The organism is Bacillus sp. FSL K6-0042 (assembly GCF_038006685.1).
Taxonomy (GTDB): domain Bacteria; phylum Bacillota; class Bacilli; order Bacillales; family Bacillaceae_G; genus Bacillus_A; species Bacillus_A pseudomycoides.
This window is the reverse complement of record NZ_JBBOVS010000001.1, coordinates 4,537,444-4,563,559: the sequence shown is the minus strand read 5'-3', so window position 1 is coordinate 4,563,559 and position 26,116 is coordinate 4,537,444. Positions and strand designations below refer to the sequence as shown.

At 35.7% G+C, this 26,116-nt stretch carries 29 protein-coding genes; 7 read left to right on the top strand and 22 right to left on the bottom strand.

What is annotated here, in order from left to right; genetic code table 11:
* Position 1: 1 nt before the first annotated feature.
* Together MHH45_RS23575 and MHH45_RS23570 are read right to left on the bottom strand one after the other, a co-directional pair.
* A complete protein-coding gene (locus MHH45_RS23575; RefSeq protein ID WP_016116137.1) occupies positions 2-1,132 on the bottom strand; it encodes a serine hydrolase domain-containing protein in 1,131 nt (376 codons plus the stop codon).
* A gap of 92 nt (positions 1,133-1,224) precedes the next feature.
* Complete coding sequence (locus tag MHH45_RS23570) at positions 1,225-2,517, bottom strand: GGDEF domain-containing protein (RefSeq protein WP_033671492.1); 1,293 nt, start codon at positions 2,515-2,517, stop codon at positions 1,225-1,227.
* Positions 2,518-2,882: 365 nt separating this feature from the next.
* Here MHH45_RS23570 and MHH45_RS23565 point away from each other — a divergent pair, with 365 nt between their 5' ends.
* From MHH45_RS23565 to MHH45_RS23555, 3 genes are all read left to right on the top strand, one after another.
* Positions 2,883-3,500, top strand: a complete 618-nt coding sequence (locus MHH45_RS23565) for a nitroreductase family protein (protein WP_088093647.1) — start codon at positions 2,883-2,885, stop codon at positions 3,498-3,500.
* A 220-nt stretch (positions 3,501-3,720) separates the two neighbouring features.
* Positions 3,721-3,939 (top strand): hypothetical protein, encoded by a 219-nt coding sequence (locus MHH45_RS23560; protein WP_016116140.1) that lies wholly within the window; start codon positions 3,721-3,723, stop codon positions 3,937-3,939.
* Positions 3,940-4,311: 372 nt separating this feature from the next.
* A complete protein-coding gene (locus tag MHH45_RS23555) occupies positions 4,312-4,686 on the top strand; it encodes a DUF3915 family protein (RefSeq protein WP_016116141.1) in 375 nt (124 codons plus the stop codon).
* Between the two features lie 98 nt (positions 4,687-4,784).
* Here MHH45_RS23555 and ptsP read toward each other — a convergent pair whose 3' ends face one another.
* The 4 genes from ptsP to glcT form a co-directional block, all read right to left on the bottom strand.
* Positions 4,785-6,497, bottom strand: coding sequence for a phosphoenolpyruvate--protein phosphotransferase (gene ptsP / locus MHH45_RS23550; RefSeq protein WP_016116142.1), 1,713 nt, complete (start codon positions 6,495-6,497; stop codon positions 4,785-4,787).
* A complete protein-coding gene (gene ptsH, locus MHH45_RS23545; RefSeq protein ID WP_000411078.1) occupies positions 6,497-6,760 on the bottom strand; it encodes a phosphocarrier protein HPr in 264 nt (87 codons plus the stop codon). The genes ptsP and ptsH overlap by 1 nt, the downstream gene beginning before the upstream one ends.
* 135 nt (positions 6,761-6,895) lie before the next feature.
* Positions 6,896-8,956, bottom strand: coding sequence for a glucose-specific PTS transporter subunit IIBC (ptsG, locus tag MHH45_RS23540; protein ID WP_016116143.1), 2,061 nt, complete (start codon positions 8,954-8,956; stop codon positions 6,896-6,898).
* 336 nt (positions 8,957-9,292) lie between these two features.
* Positions 9,293-10,141: a glucose PTS transporter transcription antiterminator GlcT gene (glcT, locus tag MHH45_RS23535; RefSeq protein WP_016116144.1), complete on the bottom strand. Its 849-nt coding sequence runs from the start codon at positions 10,139-10,141 to the stop codon at positions 9,293-9,295.
* Positions 10,142-10,306: 165 nt separating this feature from the next.
* On the opposite strand from glcT, the gene MHH45_RS23530 reads away from it, so the two are divergent.
* Entirely contained in the window at positions 10,307-11,125 is an 819-nt protein-coding gene (locus tag MHH45_RS23530; RefSeq protein WP_016133235.1) for a Cof-type HAD-IIB family hydrolase, read from the top strand.
* A gap of 72 nt (positions 11,126-11,197) precedes the next feature.
* Here the strand turns inward: MHH45_RS23530 and phnF are convergent, their stop codons facing one another.
* The 6 genes from phnF to MHH45_RS23500 form a co-directional block, all read right to left on the bottom strand.
* Positions 11,198-11,929: a phosphonate metabolism transcriptional regulator PhnF gene (phnF, locus tag MHH45_RS23525; protein WP_077293862.1), complete on the bottom strand. Its 732-nt coding sequence runs from the start codon at positions 11,927-11,929 to the stop codon at positions 11,198-11,200.
* Complete coding sequence (gene nagB, locus MHH45_RS23520; protein WP_016116147.1) at positions 11,859-12,647, bottom strand: glucosamine-6-phosphate deaminase; 789 nt, start codon at positions 12,645-12,647, stop codon at positions 11,859-11,861. Before nagB ends, phnF begins: the two co-directional genes overlap by 71 nt.
* Before the next feature lie 4 nt (positions 12,648-12,651).
* Positions 12,652-13,794, bottom strand: a complete 1,143-nt coding sequence (nagA, locus tag MHH45_RS23515; protein WP_088093676.1) for an N-acetylglucosamine-6-phosphate deacetylase — start codon at positions 13,792-13,794, stop codon at positions 12,652-12,654.
* Positions 13,795-14,061: 267 nt separating this feature from the next.
* Positions 14,062-14,964 (bottom strand): ComEC/Rec2 family competence protein, encoded by a 903-nt coding sequence (locus MHH45_RS23510; RefSeq protein ID WP_016116149.1) that lies wholly within the window; start codon positions 14,962-14,964, stop codon positions 14,062-14,064.
* A 75-nt stretch (positions 14,965-15,039) separates the two neighbouring features.
* Positions 15,040-15,615: an SMC-Scp complex subunit ScpB gene (gene scpB, locus MHH45_RS23505; RefSeq protein ID WP_018766084.1), complete on the bottom strand. Its 576-nt coding sequence runs from the start codon at positions 15,613-15,615 to the stop codon at positions 15,040-15,042.
* Between the two features lie 213 nt (positions 15,616-15,828).
* The gene (locus tag MHH45_RS23500; protein ID WP_016116151.1) at positions 15,829-16,566 is read right to left on the bottom strand and encodes a segregation/condensation protein A; all 738 of its coding nucleotides are present in this window, start codon (positions 16,564-16,566) and stop codon (positions 15,829-15,831) included.
* 169 nt (positions 16,567-16,735) lie between these two features.
* On the opposite strand from MHH45_RS23500, the gene MHH45_RS23495 reads away from it, so the two are divergent.
* Positions 16,736-16,831: a YjcZ family sporulation protein gene (locus MHH45_RS23495; protein WP_000510192.1), complete on the top strand. Its 96-nt coding sequence runs from the start codon at positions 16,736-16,738 to the stop codon at positions 16,829-16,831.
* 218 nt (positions 16,832-17,049) lie between these two features.
* The gene (locus MHH45_RS23490) at positions 17,050-17,568 is read left to right on the top strand and encodes a DUF309 domain-containing protein (protein ID WP_016116152.1); all 519 of its coding nucleotides are present in this window, start codon (positions 17,050-17,052) and stop codon (positions 17,566-17,568) included.
* Between the two features lie 20 nt (positions 17,569-17,588).
* On the opposite strand, the gene MHH45_RS23485 is transcribed toward MHH45_RS23490, so the two are convergent.
* Both MHH45_RS23485 and MHH45_RS23480 read right to left on the bottom strand, forming a co-directional pair.
* Positions 17,589-17,954, bottom strand: a complete 366-nt coding sequence (locus MHH45_RS23485) for a GNAT family N-acetyltransferase (protein WP_016116153.1) — start codon at positions 17,952-17,954, stop codon at positions 17,589-17,591.
* Positions 17,955-18,554: 600 nt separating this feature from the next.
* Positions 18,555-18,992, bottom strand: coding sequence for a peptidylprolyl isomerase (locus tag MHH45_RS23480; RefSeq protein ID WP_003208377.1), 438 nt, complete (start codon positions 18,990-18,992; stop codon positions 18,555-18,557).
* A gap of 187 nt (positions 18,993-19,179) precedes the next feature.
* On the opposite strand from MHH45_RS23480, the gene MHH45_RS23475 reads away from it, so the two are divergent.
* A complete protein-coding gene (locus MHH45_RS23475; protein ID WP_006095863.1) occupies positions 19,180-20,046 on the top strand; it encodes a DUF1002 domain-containing protein in 867 nt (288 codons plus the stop codon).
* A gap of 223 nt (positions 20,047-20,269) precedes the next feature.
* Here MHH45_RS23475 and MHH45_RS23470 read toward each other — a convergent pair whose 3' ends face one another.
* The 8 genes from MHH45_RS23470 to MHH45_RS23435 all read right to left on the bottom strand — a co-directional run bounded on the left by MHH45_RS23470 (position 20,270) and on the right by MHH45_RS23435 (position 26,085).
* Positions 20,270-21,073, bottom strand: a complete 804-nt coding sequence (locus tag MHH45_RS23470; protein ID WP_016116154.1) for a Cof-type HAD-IIB family hydrolase — start codon at positions 21,071-21,073, stop codon at positions 20,270-20,272.
* Between the two features lie 95 nt (positions 21,074-21,168).
* Positions 21,169-22,641: a spore germination protein gene (locus MHH45_RS23465; protein WP_016116155.1), complete on the bottom strand. Its 1,473-nt coding sequence runs from the start codon at positions 22,639-22,641 to the stop codon at positions 21,169-21,171.
* On the bottom strand, positions 22,619-23,197 hold the full coding sequence (locus MHH45_RS23460) for a stage V sporulation protein AE (protein WP_016116156.1): 579 nt from the start codon (positions 23,195-23,197) through the stop codon (positions 22,619-22,621). Before MHH45_RS23460 ends, MHH45_RS23465 begins: the two co-directional genes overlap by 23 nt.
* Positions 23,198-23,202: 5 nt before the next feature.
* Positions 23,203-23,553 carry a stage V sporulation protein AE gene (gene spoVAE / locus MHH45_RS23455; RefSeq protein WP_006095866.1) on the bottom strand — a complete coding sequence of 117 codons (351 nt, stop codon included), beginning with the start codon at positions 23,551-23,553 and terminating at the stop codon, positions 23,203-23,205.
* A gap of 3 nt (positions 23,554-23,556) precedes the next feature.
* Positions 23,557-24,573: a stage V sporulation protein AD gene (spoVAD, locus tag MHH45_RS23450; protein ID WP_006095867.1), complete on the bottom strand. Its 1,017-nt coding sequence runs from the start codon at positions 24,571-24,573 to the stop codon at positions 23,557-23,559.
* 12 nt (positions 24,574-24,585) lie between these two features.
* A complete protein-coding gene (spoVAC, locus tag MHH45_RS23445; protein WP_016116157.1) occupies positions 24,586-25,044 on the bottom strand; it encodes a stage V sporulation protein AC in 459 nt (152 codons plus the stop codon).
* 11 nt (positions 25,045-25,055) lie between these two features.
* The gene (locus MHH45_RS23440) at positions 25,056-25,472 is read right to left on the bottom strand and encodes a stage V sporulation protein AB (protein ID WP_003200010.1); all 417 of its coding nucleotides are present in this window, start codon (positions 25,470-25,472) and stop codon (positions 25,056-25,058) included.
* Complete coding sequence (locus MHH45_RS23435; protein WP_016116158.1) at positions 25,465-26,085, bottom strand: stage V sporulation protein AA; 621 nt, start codon at positions 26,083-26,085, stop codon at positions 25,465-25,467. Before MHH45_RS23435 ends, MHH45_RS23440 begins: the two co-directional genes overlap by 8 nt.
* Positions 26,086-26,116: the final 31 nt, after the last annotated feature.

Genomic DNA, 26,116 nt, shown 5'->3' with positions numbered 1-26,116 from the left:
CTCATCCCCTTTGTTCTAATAAATTGCTTACCATCTTCCGGAATTCCTTATTAAAATCATCATTTATGCCATTTTTCACATTTGAGAATAAAATAACAAATGTTCCCTTATCTTTATTAAAGTTATTAAATGTATTCCACCCAGCAACTACACCATGGTTATGAAAATAATCGGGATATATATAGAAACTAAATGCATATTTCTTTTCTGATGATGGTGTAAACATCACTTGTATACTTTTCTCTGAAAGAAGTTTTCCGTTTATAATTGCTTCATCTAACTTCTTCATATCCCCAACTGTAGTATACATCTCACCACAGCCATATAGCCAGTTCATTGCTAATTTGGGCGCTGGTACAAGTACATTGTCTTTCTTTTGATACCCTTGCGTGAAATGTTGCTCTCCTGGCACCATATTTCCCATACCTGATTCATGCATGTCCGCTCGTGCAAATATATTTTCCTTTACATATTCTCCCAAAGACTTTTTAGATATATTTTCTATAATATAAGCAAGCACCATATAATTATAGTCACTGTATTTCCAACCAGTTCCTGGCGGAAAAGCTACTTGTTGCTTTCCAATCCAAGTAACCAAATTCAAACGTGATGCAGCATTCACTTTTCCCTTTCCCTTCTCTGGTAAACCAGAAGTATGTGTTAGAAGATGGTATAATGTGATATTTTTATCTGCTGGAAATAAAGGTATATATTTATTCACATTGTCCTGAATATTTAACTTTCCATGCTCTTGCAACTGTAAAATCGATGTTGCCACAACAGTCTTAGTAATGGAACCGATGCGATATTTTGTTTGTGGTGTATTTTCAATTTTACTTTGAACATCTGCATATCCATACCCTTTATTCAGCACAACACGATCTTTATCTGTGACAAGAACCGTTCCATTAAAATCTTTATCTTTTAAATATTGATCTAACTTTTGTGCCACACTAGCATAATCAATTGGCGGTTCCTTTTTTTCTTCTAAATTATCCTGTAACTCAGACTCGACAGAAGAAGTTGCCTTCGAAGTTAATGCTTCTTGCTTCTTGGGTATATAAAAAAAGTAATACACACTTCCACATGCTATAAAGCAAATCAAGACCATAATAATCAATTTTTTTATCATTCAAAAACCTCCGCAGTTACTTCCTTATAAATGGCCCCCTCTTTCTATTATCGGGTAACAGAAAAAAATCGCAACACTTTGTTGCGAAAAAATCACATTTTTTCTTTTCTATATAAACGTACTTGGTTTTTTCCATTTTTTTTCGCTTCATATAAAGCAATATCTGCTCGCTGCATCAATTCTTCTTTTGTCATTCCTTGCTCATATAAGGCAACTCCAAAACTTGCGGTTAATTTTGAAATGCTAGAGAATTGCTTTGTTTCAATAAAAAAACGTAGCGATTCAGCAACTTGGAAAGCCTCTTTTTCCGTTGTATTTATTACTAATATAATAAATTTCTCTCCACCCCACCGCGCGAAAATATGTTGGGGTGCTATTTTAGATTTCATAAGTTCGGCTAACTGAATTAATGCTAAATCACCAAAATCATGTCCATATATGTCGTTCACTTTTTTAAAATCGTCTATATCAAAAAGAATAAGCGCCATTGTTTGATTTACTCGTTTCTCACTTTTCCATTTTTCTTCCAATAATTGTTGAAACTTCAAACGGTTGTATATTTCTGTTAAAGAATCAATTGCAGCAAGTTGTTCTTGCTCTTGATATAATTCATCTAATTCAGTAATATCTGTACACTTAACAATAAACCTAGACAAATCTTCTGGTACAGGTGCAGCACGTAATAAAAAAACAAACGCTTCGCCTTCATGACTATACATTTTTATTTTTCTTGCTTGCGCTAAAGAATCATCAAGCCAAGTTATATCGTGATTTGTTGCGTAATATCCATGTTCTTGAATGAAATGTTCCGCAAATACCATATGATTCTCATGATATGAAAATAAATTTTCATATCCAAAAAAACTCAAAAAGTTCGTATTACAGTCGACGATCTCATCATCTTCTACAATGAATAATAAATCATTTTGAAAATCAAACATCATTTGAAGAAGCTCTTGCTGAATAGTCACTTGTTGCAATAGTGATAATTGATAGAGACTTTTGTTTACCTCTTCCAGCACAACCTGTGGTGTAACAGGAGCTATAACAATATTTCGTACTCCTATTGTAAGCAACTCTACAAATTTTGAAGTCACCGGCTGATCCCAGATAACAATAAAAGAACTCATCGAATTATATATGTGTTTTATACACTCTACTTGTGCACCATTCGACACATAAATGATCACAATTTGTGGTCGCACTTTTTCAAATAACATTTCCCCTTCTTCAAAACTATTTGCTATAAACATACATTTTGGATGTATATTATCAATCGTATACTGGTGATTACATCCTTCTTCTATATAAAGTACATTTACATGGAGATCCTGTAATACATTTTGAAAAACCGTATTCTCTAATAAAAAATGTAGTATGTTCACCACTGGTCTTCACTCACTTCATATATCCTGTTCTACTGAATTCTTCACTTTCCTTTTCTATAAGAGGGCCGTTATCAAAAGAACTCGATTGGTGAGGGCTGAGCATCAGCAGGAACAAAGAACTCTCCCACTGACAGGAGCTTCACTTTACATATTTCTTCTTGATCTGTGAATCATCTTTTTATTGTATGACTACATGCATGACAGCGATTGTACGAATGTCCCCTTTTTCTTCTATTCTCAACAACTTGACAATTAAAATAAAGATATTATATTCTTTTACAGTGATAACTTACAAAATGTAAGTACAAAATTGTTACATATGGTATTTTTTATAAATCCACATAAAACTTAGGAGGCATATTATGACACAGCAAAATTTCTTTACTGTTCTATATGAACGAACATCTAATCGTGCATTCAATTCTGAAAAAGAAATTTCAAAAGAGGAATTACAAGAAATTTTGAAAGCAGCTGGTCAAGCACCATCAGCTTGGAACTTACAACATTGGAAGTTTCTTGTTTTCCAAGGTAAAGATGTACAAAGCCGTTTACATCCAATCGCTTATAATCAACAACAAATTCTTGATGCTTCTGCAGTAGTCGCTATTTTAGGTGATCTAGAAGCAAATAAAAACATCGATTCTGTATATGGACCTATCGTAGAGCAAGGGTTTATGAGAGAAGAAGCTAAAGAGCGTTTAGCACAAAATATTGAATCTGCATATAAACGTGAACAATATCCACGAGATGCAGCCTTCTCTAATGCATCCTTAGCCACAATGCAACTTATGCTTGCAGCTAAGGCAACTGGCTGGGACACTTGTGCAATCGGTGGATTTAACCCACAAGCACTAATGGAAGAATTTAATGTTTCTTCTCGTTATGTACCTATCATGCTAATTACAATTGGTGAATCTACATTAAAAGGACATCCAGCACCACGTATGAATGTCGAACAAATAACGGAATGGGCAAAGTAAACAGCCCCACAATAACATAAAAAAACGAAGGGTATCTCCCTTCGTTTTTTTATGTTATTTCTTTGTAATATTCCAACATATATGAACAGTAGTATTTCTCTATCCCCTTTAAAATCACAGTATTTTGTCGAATTTTGTTATACAATGAAATATAAAGGGTGTATTTTTATTACAATTATGATACAATAGTAACAAATAGATAACAAGAGAGGGATTTTCATTGAATTCATATGGAAGCTTTATTGCATTTTTAAGCTATGCCGTAACTGTACTGCTTCTATACTTTATTGGAGATGCCACAAATATTACAGTGCTACAATTCCCAAAAGAAAAAGCACTCCAGCTAGAAGAAGGATTACATATCTCACAGTCTATCGTACCATTACTGTTGGCTCTTCCCGTATATGCAATCGTTTTATATAAAAGTAAAAAAGTGTAAAGGATACCTCGTTATAAATAAAGGTATCCTTTTCTATATATCCAGTTATGCGTGGATAGTAAGACTCACCTAAAGATTTTTATTGATTCAAATATGATCATAACCAGTGGGGGGTCTTACTGTCCTCAAATAGCGGGATAAATAAGGAAAAACTACCCGTGAATTTCAGATCCTTGAATAAAGAAAAAAACAATAATAAAAGTTTCGACCTCCCTCCCCCTGTCATTTATCCTTATCCAAATACCATTAAGTAACAAATACCCATCTAGTCATTTAAAATAAGAAAATATCCCAGTAAAAATTCCACGTTCTGTCCAGTCACTACATATACAACTTACATACATTATAAGTGTGAAGGGGGTGATGAGAATTATGTTTGGATCTTTTGGATGTCGTGACGACTTTAGAGATTGTCATCGTGACTGTCATCGTAATCGTGACTGTGATCGTGACAGAGAAAGAGAAAGAGAAAGAGAAAGAGAAAAAGAAAGAGAAAGAGAAAAACACGCAGTATGTAATGTCCTTAGACACGTTGCAATCGGAACAGAAATTTCTCTTTTAACTATTAGAGGCGACGTTACTTTCAGAAATGTTATTTTTGAAGGATTTTGTAACGGCGTTGCTCTTTTCTCCGCTTTAGCTACGGGAGATGATAAAGATAATAACAATAAAAATAACCAAAACGCAACCAGATTTACAGGTATTTTACGTGTTTGCCCAAATGATATCATATCAATCGCTATCTAATTCTAGTTCGTATCCTCAAAATCACAAAATCAAATCTAAATTTAGTATAGAAAAAAACCTGAGACCGATTTCAAATCGGCTCAGGTTTTCTTTTGTTATTAGATGCTTTTAACTAATTCAACAACTTCTTCAGCAGTTGACATCGTTAATGCTTTTTGCGCTAACTCTTCCATCTCTGCTTTTGACAACTTGCTTAGTTGTGTTCTTGCAGGAAGGATAGATGTTGCACTCATGCTGAATTCATCTAATCCTAATCCAAGTAGTAATGGGATTGCAAGTGAATCTCCTGCCATCTCACCACACATACCAGCCCATTTTCCTTCTTTATGAGCAGCATCGATAACCATTTTTACAAGACGTAAAATAGATGGGTTATACGGTTGGTATAAGTAGGATACACGTTCATTCATACGGTCTGCAGCCATTGTGTACTGGATTAAGTCGTTTGTTCCGATAGAGAAGAAATCAACTTCCTTTGCAAACTGATCTGCTAATACTGCAGAAGCAGGGATTTCTACCATCATACCTACTTCAATAGCGTCAGAAACAGTTACACCAGCTTGAACAAGTCTTTCTTTCTCTTCTAATAAAATTGCTTTTGCTTGACGGAATTCATCAAGAGTTGCAATCATTGGGAACATAATTTTCAAATTACCATATACGCTTGCACGAAGTAATGCACGAAGTTGTGTACGGAACACATCTTGTTCTTCAAGGCATAAGCGAATTGCACGGTAACCTAAGAATGGATTCATTTCTTTTGGTAAATGTAAGTATGGAAGCTCTTTATCTCCACCGATGTCAAGTGTACGAACAACAACTGGTTGATCTGCTTTTACACCTTCAAGAACTGCTTTATATGCTTCGAACTGCTCTTCTTCTGTTGGAAGATTGTCACGACCCATGTATAAGAATTCTGTACGGTATAAACCAACACCTTCTCCACCATTGTCGATGATACCTTGTACATCATTTGGTGTTCCGATGTTTGCAACAAGCTCAACATGTTGTCCATCACTTGTTACAGTTGCTTGATCTTTTAATTTCGCCCATTCAACTTTTTGTTCTTCGAATTTTGCTTTCTTTTCTTCGAAAGTACGAAGCGTTTCTTCAGATGGGTTTACAATTACTTCTCCATCTAGACCGTCGATAATTACGATATCGCCGTTTTGGATTTTCTCCATAACAACTTTCGTACCAACAACAGCTGGAATTTCCATAGAACGAGCCATAATCGCAGAGTGAGATGTACGTCCACCAATATCAGTCGTGAAACCTTTTGCATAGTTACGGTTTAATTGTGCTGTATCAGATGGTGTTAAATCTTCAGCAATAATAATTACTTCTTCAGAAATCGTACTTGGATTTGAGAAGTTAATTCCTAGTAAATGTGCAAGAACGCGTTTTGTTACGTCGCGAATATCCGCTGCACGCTCTTTCATATATTCATTATCCATGTTTTCAAACATAGTAATGAACATTGTTGCAACTTCGTCCATTGCAAATTCAGCATTTACTTTTTCATTATTTACTTTATCTTTTACTGGATTTACTAGTTCTGGATCATTCAATACTAGTAAATGTGCTTCAAAGATAGCAGCTTTATCAGCACCAAGCTCAGCAAAAGCATGGTCTTTAATTGCTTCTAGTTCAGATTTAGCTTTCTCAAGCGCAGCGTCTAAGCGTGCAATTTCTGCAGCTTCGTTCGTAATCGTTTTCTTTTCAATGTTAAATTCAGGATTTTCAAGTCTGAAAGCCTTCGCAATAGCAATCCCACTTGATGCAGCGATCCCTTGAATGTTAAGAGTCATTATTCTCCTAACCCTTCGTTTTTCATAGTTTCTTCGATAGCTGCTAGTGCTTGAGCTGCATCATCACCATTTGCAGTGATTTTAATTTCTGCGCCTTGTTGAATACCTAAAGACATAACACCCATGATTGATTTTAAGTTAACGTTTTTACCGTTATACTCTAAGTTAATATCAGCACCGAATTTGCTTGCAGTGTTTACAAGTAGAGTTGCTGGACGAGCATGAATTCCTGAGTCGCTAGTTACTTTAAAGATTTTTTCCATAATAATCTATCTCCTTTAAATGCAGTATTTTTTCAGTTGTATAGACGTGAGTACCACATCATCTATTGTATATAACAGGCGATGTTCGGTCAACCACATCGCCCACTATAATTATAAACATTTTGCGTCAATTTCTTACTGAATGTCAATAATATCGGCTTCGCCTTTCTTGACATTGCCTTCTTTTTTCAATTCAACTTGTTGTCCTTGCCCTAAATTCGTAAAAATAATTGGTGTAATAATAGATGGTGCATTTTCTTTTACAAATGCGATATCTACTTTCAATAATGGTTGTCCTTGTTTCACTTTATCACCTTGCGTGACAAGTGCTTCAAAACCTTCACCATTTAATTTTACAGTATCAATACCGAAGTGAATTAAAATTTCTTTTCCACCTTCAGATTGAATACCAATTGCATGTTTTGTTGGAAAGACATTGACAATCTCACCGTCAACTGGAGAAACGACTGTTCCTTCTGCTGGCTCAATTGCGAATCCATCCCCCATCATTTTCCCTGAAAATACTTGATCAGGAACTTCTGTAATCGGTAGAATTTTACCTTCAATCGGAGATACAATTGTTTCATTTGTATCCGCTTTTTGTACAGTTTCTTCTACTTTTACAGGTTTTTCTTTTTCAACATGAGGTGTACGACCTGACATAATATCATGAATTTGTGATTTTAATGTGTCAGATTTCGGTCCAAAAATAGCTTGAATGTTATTTCCTACTTCAAGCACTCCCGCTGCCCCAAGTTCTTTCAAACGATCTTTGTTTACATTTTTTTGTTCGTTAACTTGAACACGTAAACGTGTAATACAAGCATCTAAAGAAGCAATATTCTCTTTACCACCAAGCGCCACTAATACTTCACGTGGAAGTTCACCTGCTTCTGTTTTCCCTGCGCCATCAGTATCTGTTGTTACTTCACGACCAGGTGTTTTTAGATCCCATTTGCGGATTGCAAATCGGAATCCGAAGTAGTAAATTACTGCAAGTGCAAGACCAACAACAATTACCCACCACCATGCTGTACGGCCTGGTAAGACACCAAATAGCATAAAGTCAATTAAACCACCAGAGAATGTCATACCAATTTTAACACCTAAAATATGCATTGTCATAAACGATAAACCAGCAAATACAGCATGTATTCCGAACAATACTGGTGCTACGAATAAGAATGAAAATTCAAGTGGTTCTGTAATACCTGTTAGGAAAGATGTTAACGCAGCAGATCCTAAAATACCAGCTGCTAATTTTTTATTTTCTGGACGTGCTTCATGATACATTGCTAAAGCTGCTGCTGGAAGACCGAACATCATGAACGGATATTTACCTGTTGTAAACGTACCAGCTGTTAACTCAACACCATCTTTTAATTGTGCCATAAAGATCTTTTGGTCACCGTGGATAATGTCACCCGCTGCACTTGTATATTGACCAAACTCAAACCAGAATGGTGCATAGAAAATATGATGTAATCCAAATGGAATTAAAGAACGCTCAATTAAACCAAACACAAATGCCGCTAACGTTTTATTCGCATCGATCATTTGATGTGAGAATGCATTCAAACCACCTTGAATTGTCGGCCAAATAAAGCACATTACAATCCCTAAAAGTAAAGAGAATGTTGCTGTTGCGATCGGTACGAAACGCTTACCTGCAAAGAATCCTAAGTATGATGGTAATTCAATATTGAAATATTTATTATAGCAATATGCTGCTAATATCCCTACAAGAATACCCCCAAACACTCCCGTTTGAAGTGTCGGAATACCTAATACATTTGCATATGCTTGATCTGTAAAACCAGTTTTAACTGGAACTTTGTCACTTACAATTGTAACAAATTTTTCTACTCCTAAGAATACGCTCATCGTTTTGTTCATAATTAAGTATCCAACGAAGGCTGCTAACCCAGCTACTCCGTCTCCACCTGCTAATCCGATGGCAACCCCTACTGCGAATAATAATGCAAGGTTTGCGAAAATAATATCACCAGATTGTTCCATAATTTTTGCAACTAGAACAAACCAATCTGCCTTTAAGGCAGGAACTAGATTTGTTAACTGTGGATTTTGAAATGCATTACCAAATCCAAGTAAAATACCTGCAGCCGGTAAAATTGCTACTGGAAGCATAAGCGCTTTTCCGACTTTTTGAAGAACACCAAAGATATTCTTAAACATGGAAACCCTTCCTCTCTTATATATATTGTGCTTTTCGACAAACGCCAAAAAGGCATGAGGAAAAAAAGATAGAACGATAGCTATACAAAGGGTAGTATGTCCCTTTCTCTAGCTTACATTCCTGACTTTTCTCCACTCATGCCTGATCGAATCAGTAACACGTGTCAAAAATAGGTTTACGTATAAGTTCACTACTTTAAAGCAAACGTTTTCGTTGTTTGCCTTAACTTGTTTGTCGAATTTTGTATAACTTTGCATGACTTATTATACAAAACAATTGTAAGCGATTCAATCATTTTTTTTAACGTTTTCATTTTAGACAAAAATATATGTCTTTTATACGTGTTCTACTTTTACTAATCTTTGCAAATGCATCGTTAAATAAATACTCTCCGCTTCATATACAGGGAGCTGTAATTCTTTCTGCATCACCTTCACAAGCTTCCAAGCTAGATTATAACAAACTGGATACTCTGCTTTTAATAACTCAGCAAACCCTTGTGCTTCTTCTACCTTCTCTCCCTTTTTCACTCGTTCAATTGCATATTGCAAATGACGAATAAGACGTAAATAATGAATACTTTCTGGATCTAATGTAAGATGTAGATTTGTTTCAATTAATGAAACAAGCTTTGCAATAAGACGGGAGTTTTGATTAACAGCAGATACATCAGAATTTGTGAGTGAACTATAAATATGAAGTGCAATAAAGCCAACTTCCCCTTCTGGCAATGTAATTTGCAAACGGGAATTTATAAGTTGTACAACTCCTTCAGCAATTTTGTACTCTTCTGGATACAGCATTTTTGTTTCAACTAAAAAAGGATTATCTATTGTAAAGCCCTGTTTCAGTCTTTTAATTGCAAAAGAAATATGATCTGTTAAGGCAATATGAATATGCTCGTTTAATGGTGACTGCGCCTTTTCTTGAATATACATCATAATATCGTTCATCAGTTCAATTAACTTTTCGCTCACATGTGGCACTAAAAGCTTATATTGTTCACGGTCACGTTCATTTTTTAAAACAAACATTTTTTCAATTTGCTCCGCCTTTAATACATCTTTCGTTTTCTTTCCAAATCCAATTCCCTTGCCAATCACTACTACTTCCTCGTGTTCCTGATGACTCGCAATGATGACATTATTATTTAAAACTTTTTTAATTTCTAGATAACTATTCATATAACACCACCCTCGTACTTAAATAGCCTACTTTTATGTTACAGAACATCCTTCTTTTTCGTCAATGCAAAACATCTACCATTTTAGAAAAATTCATTTTTTAGACATGATTGCACGAGATGCGTATAATGTAAGAGCAAATGTACATAGAAAGGAGAATGCAACATGATTAAAATGTTTGTAAGCGATATTGACGGCACAATGATGCAACATGGCGGCATAATTGATGAACAAGATGTTACAGCTCTTCGCAATCTTGCACAGCAAAATGTGATTCTTTGTTTCGCCTCCGGTAGGCTTGATAATGAAATCGCTGGTTTAATGAAAGAGGTTGGTACCAACTTCCATCGCATTAGCGTAAATGGTGTATTCGTATATACCCATGAGAATAAACAATTATTGTCTGCAACATTTGATTCGAGCATTTTGCCAGATTTGTTAGCGATGACGAAAGAAGAACCGTATTTTCGTTATGTAAGTGATGAATATAATTATTACATTGAGGAAAAAACACCATTTATTCATGAACTTGAGAAACAAGTTACAATGACTTCTGTTGAAGAACCAAACTTATTACAAAAAATTGATGATACAATTTTCCCTAATAAAATTTCTGTTGGCGGCACAAAAGAAAATTTACAAGTACTTCAGAAAACAATCAATGAGAAATTTAGCGGCAAAGTCAGTACCTTTATCTCCGCTGAACAATGCTTAGATGTCATGCCACCAAATATTAGCAAAGGATCAGCAATCTCTATTTTATTACAAGAATTCCACATAGAACCTGAAGAAATTGCTTGTATCGGTGATTCTTACAATGATATTCCTATGTTCAATTTAACACCTCATAGCTTTGCCATGTCACAAGCTGACGATGCAGTGAAAGAACATGCACATTATGTCGTAGACTCTGTAAAAAACGCTGTAGAACACGTGGTAACTTACAACTCAAAACAAAACAAAAATACGACTCATTCCCTGTAAGGATGAGTCGTATTTTTTTCTCTACATACCCAATGAATTGAAAGTTTAATGTATTTCACAAAATAAAATACACTACTTGTTTCGTGAAATACTCGTAATGAACTTATAACGATCACCACGATAAATACATTTCACATATTCTAACGGTAATTCACCTTCTGCATATGACCATTGTCTCATGACAAGCACAGGTGCTTTTTTAGGTATATGCAGATGTTCCGCTTCATCATCCGTTGCAATTGAAGCTTCAATTGCTTGGGTAGCACGAACAAGTTTAAAGCCTAACTTTTTCTCTAAATGTTCGTATAAAGATTGTTGCAAAATTTCTTCGTTAATATCTTTTACAAGAGTTGGCGACAAATATGTCGTCTCAAAAGCAATCGGTTCGTCATCGGCTAAGCGAATACGCCTCACTTCATACACCGATTCCCCCTCTTGAATTCTAAGCCGGTCTGCTATTTTAGCAGTAGCTGAAACTAGGCGGAAGCTTAATAACTGACTGCTTGGTTTCATACCACGGGAAAGCATATCCTCTGTAAATCCCGTCATCCCTTGCAGTTTTTGCTCCACTTTTGGAAGCTGAACAAACGTTCCAATTCCACGCTTTCGATATAAATACCCTTGTTCCACTAAATTATTAATTGCCTGTCTGATCGTCATGCGACTTACTTCGAACTTATCACAAAGTTCATTCTCAGATGGAATTTTATCTCCCGGCGTCCATTCACCGTCCTCAATTAGCTGTTTCACCCACTCTTGAATCTGATAATAGATCGGAAATGGTGAATACTTGTCGATGTTCATCAGCAATCGCCTCACTGCATAAAGATAGAGCTTCTGGATCTGCGATTACGGTTACATTCGGATGACGTTGCAGCACTGTAGCAGGACACGCTTTGCTATACTCACCTTGCAATAATTCTCTGATTGCTTCTGCTTTTTTCGGTCCCATAGCAACAAGTAAAATTTGTTTCGCTTTTATGATGCTTCCAATCCCCATTGTAATTGCATGAGTTGGTACATCTTCTTCTTTTTCGAAGAAACGAAGGTTTGCTTGGCGTGTAGACTCTGTTAATTCAACAATGTTAGTTGGAGAATCAACAGATGTTCCTGGTTCGTTAAATCCGATGTGACCGTTTTCACCGATTCCAAGAATCTGTAGATCAACTGGGTTAGCTGCTAGAATGCCTTCATAACGCTTGCACTCTTCTTCTAAATCACTTGCCATCCCGTTTGGTACATAAGTTTCTTTAAAGGGAAGATGATTAAACAACTGTTCTTGCATAAAATAATGATAGCTGTTTTTATCTTCGTGTGATAAATTTACGTACTCATCTAAGTTTACAGTGGTTACACGGCTTGTATCAAGTTTATTTTTTCGCATTTCTGCATAAATACCAAGTGGAGAGCTTCCTGTAGCCATTCCTAGCGTTGGATTTTCCTTTGATTTTACAACTTCTTCAATTAATTTATAACCTGCTTCTGCTAATTCTTCTGGCGTTTTTACAACAAGAATATTCATCTATTTACTTCCCTTCCTTCATATGAATTCCTAATCGAACCGTATCATATACATGTAAATCTTCCGTCATGACAACAAAGTCCGCATCTTTTCCTACTGTTAATGCCCCTTTATTCGTTAATCCAAACTCTTCTGCTTGGTTAACTGATGTCATAAGTACAGCGTCCTCAATCGAGCATCCTGTAAATTCAATTACATTTCGGAATGCTTGGTCCATTTTCAATATACTACCCGCTAACGTTCCGTCTTCTAAACGAGCGCTGCCATCTTTCACATGTACAGGCTGTCCACCAAGCTCATACAATCCATCTTCTAAACCTTTTGCACGCATCGCATCAGTAATGACACTTACTTTTTTAGGCCCTTTTAATTTATATGCTAATTTCACCATATCTGGGTGAATGTGAATACCATCTGCAATCACTTCAACCATTACATTTGGGTTCAATAACACGTGACCGACAACACCTGGTTCACGGTGATGTAAACCGCGCATTTGATTGTATAAGTGTGTAGCATGTGTAATGTTTCTATTTTTCAATTGTGCATCAACTGCATCTGTATGGCCCATTGTACCAACAACACTCGTTTCAGCAAGATACTTTTCAAATTCTACTGCGCCTTCTTCTTCTGGTGCATACGTTACTAATTTAATTAGATTGCCACTTGCTTCTTGCCATTGTTTAAATTGTTCAATATTCGCCGGAACGATATGTTCAAAAGGTTGCGCTCCTGCACGTTTTTTTGAAACATATGGTCCTTCTAAATGAATATATTCAAAATGCGCTCCTTTTTCTTTCGCTTCTTTTGCAGCACTTAAAGCCGCTTCAATTGCTTCTGGAGCTTGCGTCATTGTTGTTGGGAAATAAGTTGTAACCCCTTCTTTTAACATTTCTTTACCAAGAGTTACTAACCCATCGCTATTCGCATCCATCGCATCAATATCGTATCCGCCATGAATATGAACATCGATCATACCTGGAATCACAATTTTTCCTTCTGCGTCAAAAACCGTTTCATTTTCTTGTGATACATATTGAGCCATCAAACCAATTTCTTCAATTTTTTCTGCGTAACGAATAAATCCACTTCCCATTACTTCGTGACCTGTATAAATTTTGGCATTGATGACAACTTGCGTTTTCATTTTCATCGATCCTTTCCCATGGAATACCTACTTGTTATTATTACCTATTTGCCTAACCTCATCTTAATATATACACGAGTAGTTGTCTATACATTAAAATGAAATTTCCTCTTCTCTTAGTAAAAAAGGAAATTTATCTTCTTTAATTATAATATATATTATTCTTTTTTTCCAAAAGGAGACAATGCATCTTTTATGAAAACGAATACTAATTCCTTGTTTCCATTTTCCTACTTAGCATTCCATTATACAGTTTTAACTACTTCTTTACTTTAACAATGGAAGCGGCGTATTTGACCATATTGCAATATGGCCTCCATCCGTTTCAATTTCTACCGTTCGTTTATCCGTTGTATATGTCATGACACCATATCTCTTTAACCTGTTTACTACACTTTGATGTGGATGCCCATATGGATTTTTTTTATCATAAGAAAGAATAGCAAATTGAGGGTTTGCCTCCTCTAAAAATTGTTCACTAGTTGACGTATATGAACCGTGGTGACCTACCTTTAAAACATCAGCATGTACATCATATTGCTTTATTATTTTCTTTTCAGTTTGTATATCCGCATCTCCCATTAGCAAAAAATCAGCTTTACCATATCGAACTTTTAAAACAATTGATGATTCATTATTTTCATCCTTTGACTTCCCATTATTTAATATTTGAATTGAAACTTGGGGATCCAACGGTATATGCTGTCCTTGTTTTACACGAACAAACGGAATTCCCCTCTTTTTAATATCGTTCCTATACGTATGATATGTAAAAGAACTATAGGTTTTGCCGCTATCTAATACAAGTGAAACTGGCATTTGTTCTATAATCGGTATAAGCCCTCCTATATGATCCATATCTGGATGAGTCCCTACCACAACATCTAAATGGTTAATCCCTTTTTCAATTAATTTCTGAATAATTACCTCTCCAGCCTCATAAGGCCCTCCATCGATTAACATTGTTTGACCATTAGGTAAAATAATAAGTGTGGCATCACCTTGTCCCACCTTAAAAAAACTAACTTTCATTCTTCCTAAATGTGGACGTTGCATGGAAAAAGAGGACACAGTATGAACAGACGTCATATATCTTTTGACAGATGTGCTGTTTAATGAAAAACATATTAAAACAGAAACTAACAATAGAATAATCCGTACAACTTTCATAATTCGTCTCCTTTTTTCATTTAGTATGGCACGAGTCGTATTTCATATACAAAAAAAGCTTAGCAATACGCTAAGCTACGATTTTGACAATTCCTGCAAGGAGCCAAAGAATAAGTCAGCTTCATTCATTTGTTCATTTTCTTCAGAAAGGGTTGGTAAATCGTCTAATGTTTGAAGTCCAAACGTATCTAAGAACTCTTTCGTAGTACCATATAAAATAGGACGCCCTGGTCCTTCTGCCCGGCCCGTTTCTTTTATAAGTAAGTGCGATACCAATGTTTGCAGTGCTCGATCTGTTTTCACACCACGAATTTCTTCCATTTCCGTTCTTGTAATTGGCTGGCGATAAGCAACAATCGCCAATGTTTCAAGAGCAGCCTGGGAAAGAGACGCTGCTGTTGGTGTATCCATTAATTTTTGATAATAAGGCGCATGTTCTTTTTTTGTGGCAAAGCGATACACTTTTGCAAATTGTACAATTTGCAACCCTCGCTGTACACCTTCACATTCCCTTTGCATTTCCTCGATAATCTGAATTACATCTTTCACTTCAATTTCAAGTACTTTTGCAATTTGTTCCGGATAGACTCCTTCATCACCCGCAACAAATAAAAGCCCCTCAACAATTGCCATCTGTTCTTTTCTATCCAACATACAATCTCCTTTCTCATATCTTTCCATACAAAAATATCCACAATAAAAACCGAATCACAGTATATTGCGACCGGTCCAACATTCCTTTTATCGTTCCAAACAAAATTATGTGAAACCATGATCAGCGGGGATTATTTCCACTGATCATTCGTTTTGACTAATCAAATACTTACTGCTAGTTTTCCTCACAATTTTGAAATGGGAGTTTTACTAAACTTTAGAGCGGGTCAAAAAGATTTCATCAAAATTGTGTTCTTGCTCAATAATAATTTGTTGGTTTTTCATAAGTTCGAGTATGGCTAAAAATGTTACAACCATTACTTCGCGCTCTTCATCAACGAATAAATCAGAAAAACTTTGGCGTCCTTCCGCTGTTTCTAATTGCTGTAAAATATCACTCATACGTTGTTCAATCGGTATTTCTTGACGAGCAATTCGCGTTGTTACTGGACGTTTTGGTTTTTTACGACGCATAAGTTTTTGAAATGCTGCTAACATATCATACAGTGTTATATCGAGAGGTAAACTTGTCTCCTCTTCTTGCTGAAATGATGTAAAATCGATTGGCGGACGTGTATAAAGTTGTGCTCTTTCTTGTTCTCTCTCTTTTAATTCAGCAGCAACTTGCTTATATTTTTTATATTCAATTAACCGCTCCATCAACTCTTGACGGGGATCATCTATAAAGTCTTCACCATTATCAGGTACATCTTCCTCTTGTTTCGGTAACAGCATTTTACTTTTAATTTGCAATAGCGTTGCGGCCATCACCAAATACTCACTTGCAACATCCAGTTGCAAGTCTTTCATCGTATGAATATAAGATAAATACTGCTCTGTAATTTCCGCTACAGGAATATTATATATATCAATTTCATAGCGATGAATTAAATGTAACAATAGATCTAAAGGCCCTTCAAAAGCCTCTACTTTAAAATTATATTGCACAAAGCATCCCACCACATTTTTTCTATAACAACATAAGTATAGAGCATACTTATGTTCTATCCAACCTTTTTCAGAAATTTAGTTAAAAATAGACACCTGCCCATGCAACAATGCCCACCTCTTCATATGATAAAAGTGTAGTAAGTTCAATGTAGGAGGTAAAAAAACTATGGGCCATGTTGATTGTGGTTTTAACGGCGGTTTCGCTTTACTTGTTGTGCTCTTTATCTTATTAATCATTGTAGGCGCGGCTTGCTTCTGCTAATGCAGAATATAATAAACGGCTAGAGATTCTCTAGTCGTTTATTATTTATCCCGCTATTCGTGTGCAGTAAGATCTCACCTTAAAATTCAGCAAAAGTAAAGAAGTGAGGTGGGGGGCGGGCTGATAATCAGTGTAGATAAAGAAAACTCCATTGATCACATCGTAGTTTCACTTTATGATAAACTGTACGTAAGACCGTTTAGACAGGAGCGAAAAGGATGTATCCTACAGCATACATACAATTTTTAATTCATTTTCATGGAGATTATGATTACTTTGAATGTCACGAAGTACTAGAAGAATATTGGAAATTGAAACCACGAGGAGAGCGAGAAAACTACTGGGTTGGTTTTATTCAAATAGCAGTTGCTTTATACCATCACAGACGCTCAAATTGGAATGGTTCAATGCGAATGATGAAAAGCGCCATTGCTATTTTAAAAAAGGAAGGTATACAAGTACACAGATTAGGTCTTGATCACCCAAAACTTTTAACTATATTACAAAAACAATTACAGTCCATTCAATCAAAAGAACCTTTTGCACCTATATTTTTTCCTTTTTCAGATTCCTCTTTAGAAAACACATGCTTGCAATTATGTACAGAAAAAATGATTCCTTGGAAAGATGCTCATTCACTACCTACTGAATACATTATCCATAAACACAAATTGCGTGACAGAAATGATGTAATTGCCGAACGAAACGAGCAACTAAAAAAAAGAAAGCAGAGATGACACAAATTCCATCTCTGCTTTCATGAATGTATATTTTGTTCAATTCCCTTACACTTTTCACAAAAACTAGCAGTTTGTTCGTTTCCACAAATTGTAATACCTTGAAACTTATTTTTTAATTCTTGTATCATCTTTGTACCAATCCCCATGTGACGATGAGATGGATTCACACTAAGATGTTGAATCTGTAATACATTTTCTTCGTTGATAACTCCAACTATCCCAACAAAATCATCATTTTGTTTCCACAAATATAGTTGCCAACTATCATTTTTATCATATTCTTTCATTGTCAATTGTAAAATTTTCACATCTTTTTCAGTCGGCATAAACGAAAGAAGCCCCATTGCAATCTTTTCATAACTTTTTTTAAAACGAATTAACATAAACCTTATCCCTTCTTACAAAAGTTACAAACCATGTATCCCCTCTACCACTATTGCTATATCATCTCCATTTTACAATATTTTCACTATAGTGAGAAGGGCTGCCAAAACAACTTGATAATCATACAAAGAGAATGTAGGAAAGTCAAATGTATAGTAGTCCTTTATTTTCATTAATAAAAGAAATTCTCTCATTGAGAATTTACTCTTATTAAGCTAATGAATAAACTCCATCTAACTTTTTAGCTTCTCGCATAACGCATTGAACTACAAAACTTATAAACCACGAATAACGAAATAAAACTTTACTGTATCCTATGTATTTTTACAAAAATAGTTCTATCGCTAACAATTTAGTTAGCTATAATAACTTTATCATTTACTCTCTTATCATTTACTGCATATTACCCACAAATTCCTGTTTATAGATTAAAACTTTTCTTAATTTAAATTTTTTCTCCGATTGTCACTACAAACATGGGACAAAGCAAAATTTTATACTTACATGTTTTCAATCTTCTCTTATTATCATATAAAGCTTTTGAATGATGATTATTTAACAGTAAAAAAATAAAAAGAGAGCACTTTGCTCTCTTCAATTTATTCTTCCCAAACTTTAACTTCTTTCATTACATCGCCTTGACGCATGTTTAATACTGTTTCAATACCGCTTGTCGCTTTACCAAATACAGTATGTACACCATCTAAATGTGGTTGTGGCTCATGAACGATGAAGAATTGGCTACCACCTGTATTACGGCCAGCATGTGCCATAGAAAGTGATCCAACTACATGTCTATGCGGATTCCCTTCAGTTTCACATGGGATAGAGTAACCAGGACCGCCTGCACCTGTTCCTGTTGGGTCTCCACCTTGGCTTACGAAACCAGGAATAACGCGGTGGAATGTAACACCATTATAGAATCCTTGATCTGCTAATTTTTTGAAATTTTCAACTGTTTTCGGTGCTTCTTCTGGGAAAAATTCTAATTCAATTTTTTCACCATTCTCCATTAATATGTATCCTAAAGTTTTCATACGTATATGTCTCCTTTCAACTATCTCAGCACTATATTACCATATTCATGCTCAGAAACAAAAAGAATCCGACAATCTGTATACTTCTTTTTTAAAATCAGCAAGAAGACGGATGACAAATTTTAAAAATATACTATAATTACTGTGTTACCCGCAAATTCCAGAAAGAGAAAGGGAGCGATTTTTCGTGAAAACGAAACTATTAGCTCTGCTACTAGCTGTTACAGTGTTTATGATCCCAACAGCTTCATTTGCAGACGTGATTGAGGGAGAATCAATCGTTACATTAGGAGAAAATTTATCTGAACAACAAAAACAAGATCTTTTAAAAGAAATGAAAGCGCCAAAAGATGCGCAAATTATTACTGTATCTAATGCGGAAGAACATAAATTTTTAGAGGGTATTGTTCCAAAAGCACAAATTGGTACGAGAGCTATTTCCTCTTCTATAATTACGTATACAAAACCAGGATCAGGTCTTATTGTGCGAGCGAAAAACATTAATTGGGTAACAGATGCAATGTATACAAACGCACTCATCACAGCAGGTGTTAAAGATGCAGAGATCCAAATCACGGCACCATTTAAAGTATCAGGAACAGCTGCTTTAACAGGATTAATGAAGGCTTACGAAACAACATCGAAAAAAGAAATTCCTGAAGAAGTAAAAAAAGTAGCCAATGAAGAAATGGTACAAACAGCGAAACTTGGTGACAAAATTGGTGACGAAAAAGCTGTTCAACTTGTTGCGAAAGTAAAAGAAGAAATTGCTAAGGAACAGCCAAAAACAACAGAAGATTTACGTGCGCTAATTAAAAAAATTGCTGATCAACTTGGTATTACACTAACAGATGAGCAATTAGATAGCTTAGTTTCATTATTTGATAAAATGAAAAATTTAAATATTGACTGGAACCAAGTTGGTAGCCAATTAAATAAAGCAAAAGAACATGTTTCAGCATTTTTAGGATCTGAAGAAGGACAAGGCTTCCTAGATAAAGTAAAAGATTTCTTCTCTAGTATCATTGATTTTATTAAATCATTATTTAAGTAATAAAAAGCTCGTCATTGACGAGCTTTTTATTATATAAATCCAAACTAAAAAACCGACATAAAATCTTTCTTTTCAGGTGGAAGAGAGCATCCGACCATGCATAGCAGCGGTCAGATCCTCTTCCTGCCCCATACCAAGTGAAAACAAAGAAAGAAAACGAGTGCAGGTCACCTTTTGTTTTTCATAGCAGCTTATATGTGAAAAATCAAAATGGATTTATCTATTATATAAGCAACGGTAATTTCATAATCGCTTCCTCTACAGAACGAACAACATGACATGCCTTTTCCTTCACATATGGATGTGCATGATGAAGAGTAAAAGAATGCGGTGTTACTTCAAACATAGAAATGTCATTAAAAGAATCACCAATACATGCTACTTCATGCGCTTCAATTTTCAAATGCTCCATCAAACGTTTTAAAGCACTTCCTTTACTAACCCCCATTGGCATAATATCTACATATCCTTTTCCAGAAATAAAAATTTCAGCGTGCTCATGAAAAGTGTCTCTTAGCTCTTGATCCAATGTCACAATCTTTTCTGCTTCTCCATACACAAACAACTTTGCAGGATGAATTGTTTTACCAAATTCCTCCTCTAATGTTTCTATTTCAGCAATATGCACACCCATATATTCTTCAAAAACATAATGATGTTCATTTTTCTTTTTCGTATATCTCTGCTCTTTTGCACACACAATATCAGCTAGCCTTTTTTCATGTATATATCGATATATTTCCTGGGCAACTCCATCATTGAATTTCGATTCATGGAATATTTGTCCGTTTGGTAATAGCATCGTAGCACCATTTAATCCTGTCGTGTAATATGGAAATGAGAATTGCCTAACTGCATCATGAATTCGATGCGTAAAACGACCAGAAGCAAAGCAAATATTTGTCCCTTTTTCTGCTAACCAACAAAGTGCTTTTTCATCTTCCTTATGAATATTGCTTACATTATAAAAAAGTGTATCATCTAAATCACTTACAAATAATTTAATCATGCCCTCTTCCCCTTTCATACACAATTTCTACTCTAAGTGTACGAAAAAAATGTTGTGATTTTGTTAAAATACGATAAATTTCTAATAAAAAATAAGCAGGAAAAGATTCCTGCTTATTTTTGTCTACGTATATTTTGCGGGTGTACAATACTTGGACGTACTTTTAGACTAGACATAGTTGGACGTAATAAAATTTTCGTTAACGCGCCCCAGTCAAATGGTAAAAACGGCCATAAGTATGGTGTTTGTAAACTTTTAATAGATGCTAAAAACAAAATTAACATTGTCATTCCAATTACAAATCCTATCTCATGAAACAAACCAGTCAAAATAATAACAAATAACTTTCCGAGTTTGTTTCCAAGCCCTAATTCATAACTTGGCGTTGCATATATTCCAATCATTGAGACTGCTGTATATAAAATAACTTCTGGAACAAATAAGCCAACGTCAATTGCAATTTGTCCAATTAAAATTGCTGAAATTAAACCGGCAGCTGATGATAAAGGAGTCGGTGTATGAATCGATGCCATTCGCAAAAATTCAAGTCCAACATCGGCCAGAATTATTTGTAATAAAATAGGAAGATGCGTCATTTTATTTGGCCCAATGAAAGCAAGTTTCTCTGGTAACAATGTTGGATCGAACACAAAAACGAGCCAAAACGGCAATAAAAACACAGAAAATATAATGCCTACAAAACGAACCCACCGTAAAAATGTACCAACTGCCGGGTTTTGTCTAAACTCTTCTGCGTGCTGCACATGATGAAAATACGTTGTTGGTGTAATCATTACACTTGGAGATGTATCAACAATAACTAATACATGCCCTTCTAATAAATGATTTGCCGCTACATCTGGTCTTTCTGTATAACGAATAAGCGGGAAAGGGTTATAACCCTGCTTCACTAAAAATTCTTCAATCGTTTTGTCAGCCATTGTAATTCCATCTACTTCAATACTTTCTAGTTCTTGCTTAATGATTTTTACCAAATCTGGATTCGCAACGTCCTGAACATAGGTAATACAAATATCCGTTTGTGACCGATCCCCAACCCGGATAATTTCGTTTCGAAGGCGCGGATCGCGAATACGCCTTCTTATTAGCCCTGTATTTACAATGATATTTTCTACAAAACCATCTCTTGCCCCGCGCACTACTTTTTCTGTATCTGGTTCTGTTGGTGTTCGTCCTGGATAACTACGAACATCGATTGCAAAGGCCTCTGTTTCCCCTTCTACAAAAATAATAACAAGTCCCGATAATACTTGTAGCATTACCTCATCCATCGTTTTCACTTTACTTACTTGTTGATGGATAAGGCGATTTTCTAAAAGCTTAACTGTATCTTCTTCAACATCTCTTATTTCATTTGTATCTACTGCTTCTTCCAAAATGTGAATGAGGTAATTTGTATCACACAATCCATTTACAAATAATACACCGATTTCTTTATCAAGAATTTGAAATTTACGAATCCCAACATCAAATGTAACACCTAGTCCGACTGTTTGTTTTAAATAATTTTCATTGTCACTCAAAAAAGAAGAGATTGGGATACTAACTTTCTTCTGTTTCGTCATAAAATCCGCTCCTTTCTAAAATTAATTGAATTGCTTTTTTTGTAATTGGTGCTCCTCGCTCCCACTCATCATTTCCACACATTTTTCCTATATCACCAATTCCAACAATTACAGGGACATTTAATGCATCTAAACAATAAATCGTATCTCCATTAATTCTGCCAATTTCACCATCAGGAAGTCCAAATTTATCAACACCGTATTCTGTTAATCTGCCTTCCCGATCTACGCTGACATCTACACGCGCCCACTCCCAATGATGTGTATTAGATGCAACAGCTAAAATGCCAAGAACATCAATTTGTTTATGCATTGCCACATATTTTAACGCTTTTTCACCTGAACCTTCTCCTATAAATCCACTATCATCAAACATGACAAATACAGGGTCATATGGCGTTTGCATAATTAGCTCCACAATCTTTTTCCCTGTCAATTTCGTCGGATTACTTTGCGATGCTGAAATACACCTTCCGCCAAACTCCTTTGTTAACAGCTCAATTGTCCGCTTTGCATATTCATCTCCATCTGTCACCAAAATAACCCTTCGTCTCATTTGATTTATCCTTTCGGTTTACATATAAGTGCTACAAAAAATGCAAATAATATCGATGCTGAAATACCTGAAGAAGTCAAACTAAACATACCAATTCCAATTCCTAAGTAACCATGTTTTTCAGCCGCCTCTAGTGCTCCATGCAAAAGGGAATGTCCAAAGCTCGTTATCGGAACAGTTGCTCCAGCACCTGCAAATTTTATGAGCTTATCATATAGTCCAAAGCTATCTAAAACCGCTCCAATTACTACAAAAGTTGCCATCAAATGTGCAGGAGTTAATTTAGCAAAATCCAATAAAAGCTGTCCTACTACACAGATAGCTCCCCCAACGATGAACGCGTATACAAAATCCACAATTCACACCCCTTTTATCCTTTCAAATACAACGCCGTGTGCAATTGTCGGAATCGTTTCTTTTTGTTGTATCATAATCGGGCTTAACAATGCTCCTGTTGCAACTACAAAAATACGCTGTAAGTTTCCTTTTTTCATTTCTTGTAGTAAATGACCGTATGTTACAACTGCCGAACAGGCACAACCGCTTCCACCTGCAAAAACCTCTTCTTGATCCTTGTTATAAATCATTAATCCGCAGTCATTATATACATTCCCTAAGTCATACCCTTCCTCAAGTAAAAGTTGCTTCGTAATTGGTGCCCCAACACCTGATAAATCCCCTGTAACGATAAGATCATAATCAGCTGCACTTCTCCCTAAATCTTCAAAGTGCTGTTGAATCGTATGGGCAGCAGCAGGTGCCATTGCTGATCCCATATCAAAAGGATCTGTAATTCCTAAATCTTGCACTTTTCCAATGGTTGCAGCTGTTATTTTAATATTGCTCTGTTCTTTACTAATTAAAGCCGTCCCTGCCCCTGTAACAGTTGAAGTTGCTGAACCAGGTCTTTGCCCCCCGTATTCTGTCGGATAACGAAACTGCCGTTCTGCAGTTGCATTATGACTACTAACCGTAGCTATCACACGATTAGCAAAGCCCCCATCAATAAAGGCCGATCCAATCGCTAGTGTCTCCATTGATGTTGCACAAGCGCTGAACATTCCTAAAAAAGGAATCCCAAGCTCCCTCGCCACATAATTTGCTGTAACGGTTTGGTTTAATAAATCTCCCGCTAAAAAAAAATCAATTTGCGAAGGCTTTATATCCCCCTTTTGTATGACCTGCTGAATTGAATCATTCATCAATCTTCTTTCAGCAAGCTCCCAATTTTCTTCCTCACAATGCAAATCATCATATGAAATATCAAAACACTTTCCAAGAGGACCTTCCGCTTCTTTTGGACCGACAGCAGTACCTGTTGCATTCACAAATATATTATTTTGAAATACCCATGTTTGCTTCCCTGTCAATCTCATATCTAGTCTCCTTTAAGACAACCAAAGTTTAAACGTATATCGAATTAGACCAACAATGTATGCTCCAACAACTCCAAATACAATTACACTTCCAGCAAGCTTAAACATATTTGTAGCAACTCCGAGTACAATCCCCTCGCTACGGTGCTCCATTGCCGCACTTGCCATTGAATTTGCAAATCCAGTAACAGGAACTGCTGAACCAGCCCCTCCGAATTGACCGATTTTATCATATACACCAAATCCAGTTAATATGGCTGATAATAATACAAGTGTTGCTATCGTAGGATTTCCCGCATTTTGCTCATTAAAGTGAAAATAATACATATAAAATTTCATCAAGCATTCACCTACTGTACAAATCAGTCCACCTACAACAAAAGCTTTTACACAATTCATCACATAATTTGGCTTTGGATGATAATTTTTCACTTTATTTATGTAATCATCTTTTAATTTATTTTGGGCCATCTTGATACCTCCTATCTTGCAAAATAAATCCAATGAAATAAAGAGCCCATTACCTTTCCAAGTACAAGCGCAACGAGTAGAATGACAATTTTCCCATCTACGCCTACCCGTTTTGCTAATATAGGTAAAACATTCAATACCTCTGTCAAAGCCGCAGCAAGCATACCAATAAATGTTCCACAAAATAAGCCAAGTAAAACGAGCCAATACTGAGATGTTTGAAAGGTTATATCTCTTAAACTGCACCATGCTCCGGCCAAAGAACCACCAATTACGGCCCACTCAAAAAATTGAACCCGATGGCCACTCCTTGTTAACTGGGCTAAACGTGGGATTACACCAAGCACAGCTAAAAATGCCACATATCCCCCTCCAACTGCAATCCCACCAGCAAGCCCAATTACTATCACTACTCCATACTCAATCATCTGCGATTTGTTTTGCACTCTCTTTATTTTCATTGATCATGACATATTGATCGAGTGACTGTTGATACTGGAACATTTCCACTTCTAACGGACTTGGCTCTTCATTAATTCGTTTTTGAAACACATGATTAAAAAATAAGACCATCCCTAATCCCAGTCCTAAAGAATACGGAATTTGAAACAGGAGTGGTTTATAGTTGATTTCTCCCGTAATCATGTAATATAAGCGCCAGTGTACTTGCTGCATACTTACATCTTCATGAAAATAAATAATCGCAAGAGCCGCACCGACAAAAAGTAACATCCAAACCAATCCAAAGAAAATGGGGTGTACTTTCTTTTTTTCATAGACGATTTCAACAAGTGTTTGCCCAGGACCAAATAAATTAATTTGTATATGCTGCGTAGTTTGTTGAATCACTTGAATGATTTTCATCGCATCAATTACAACATGTGTTTTATCACGTTTTGTAATTTTATAGACAAGTTGCTTTTTTATTTTTTCTACTAAGCCAGAATCCCCAACTACTTGTGCAATATCTTCAATCTTCACCTCATATGAAGGGGATACTTGCAGACGATTTCGCATTTTGAGATAGATTGTTCGCTCCACTCCATTCACCTCTTTACTATTCCTCGTAGTT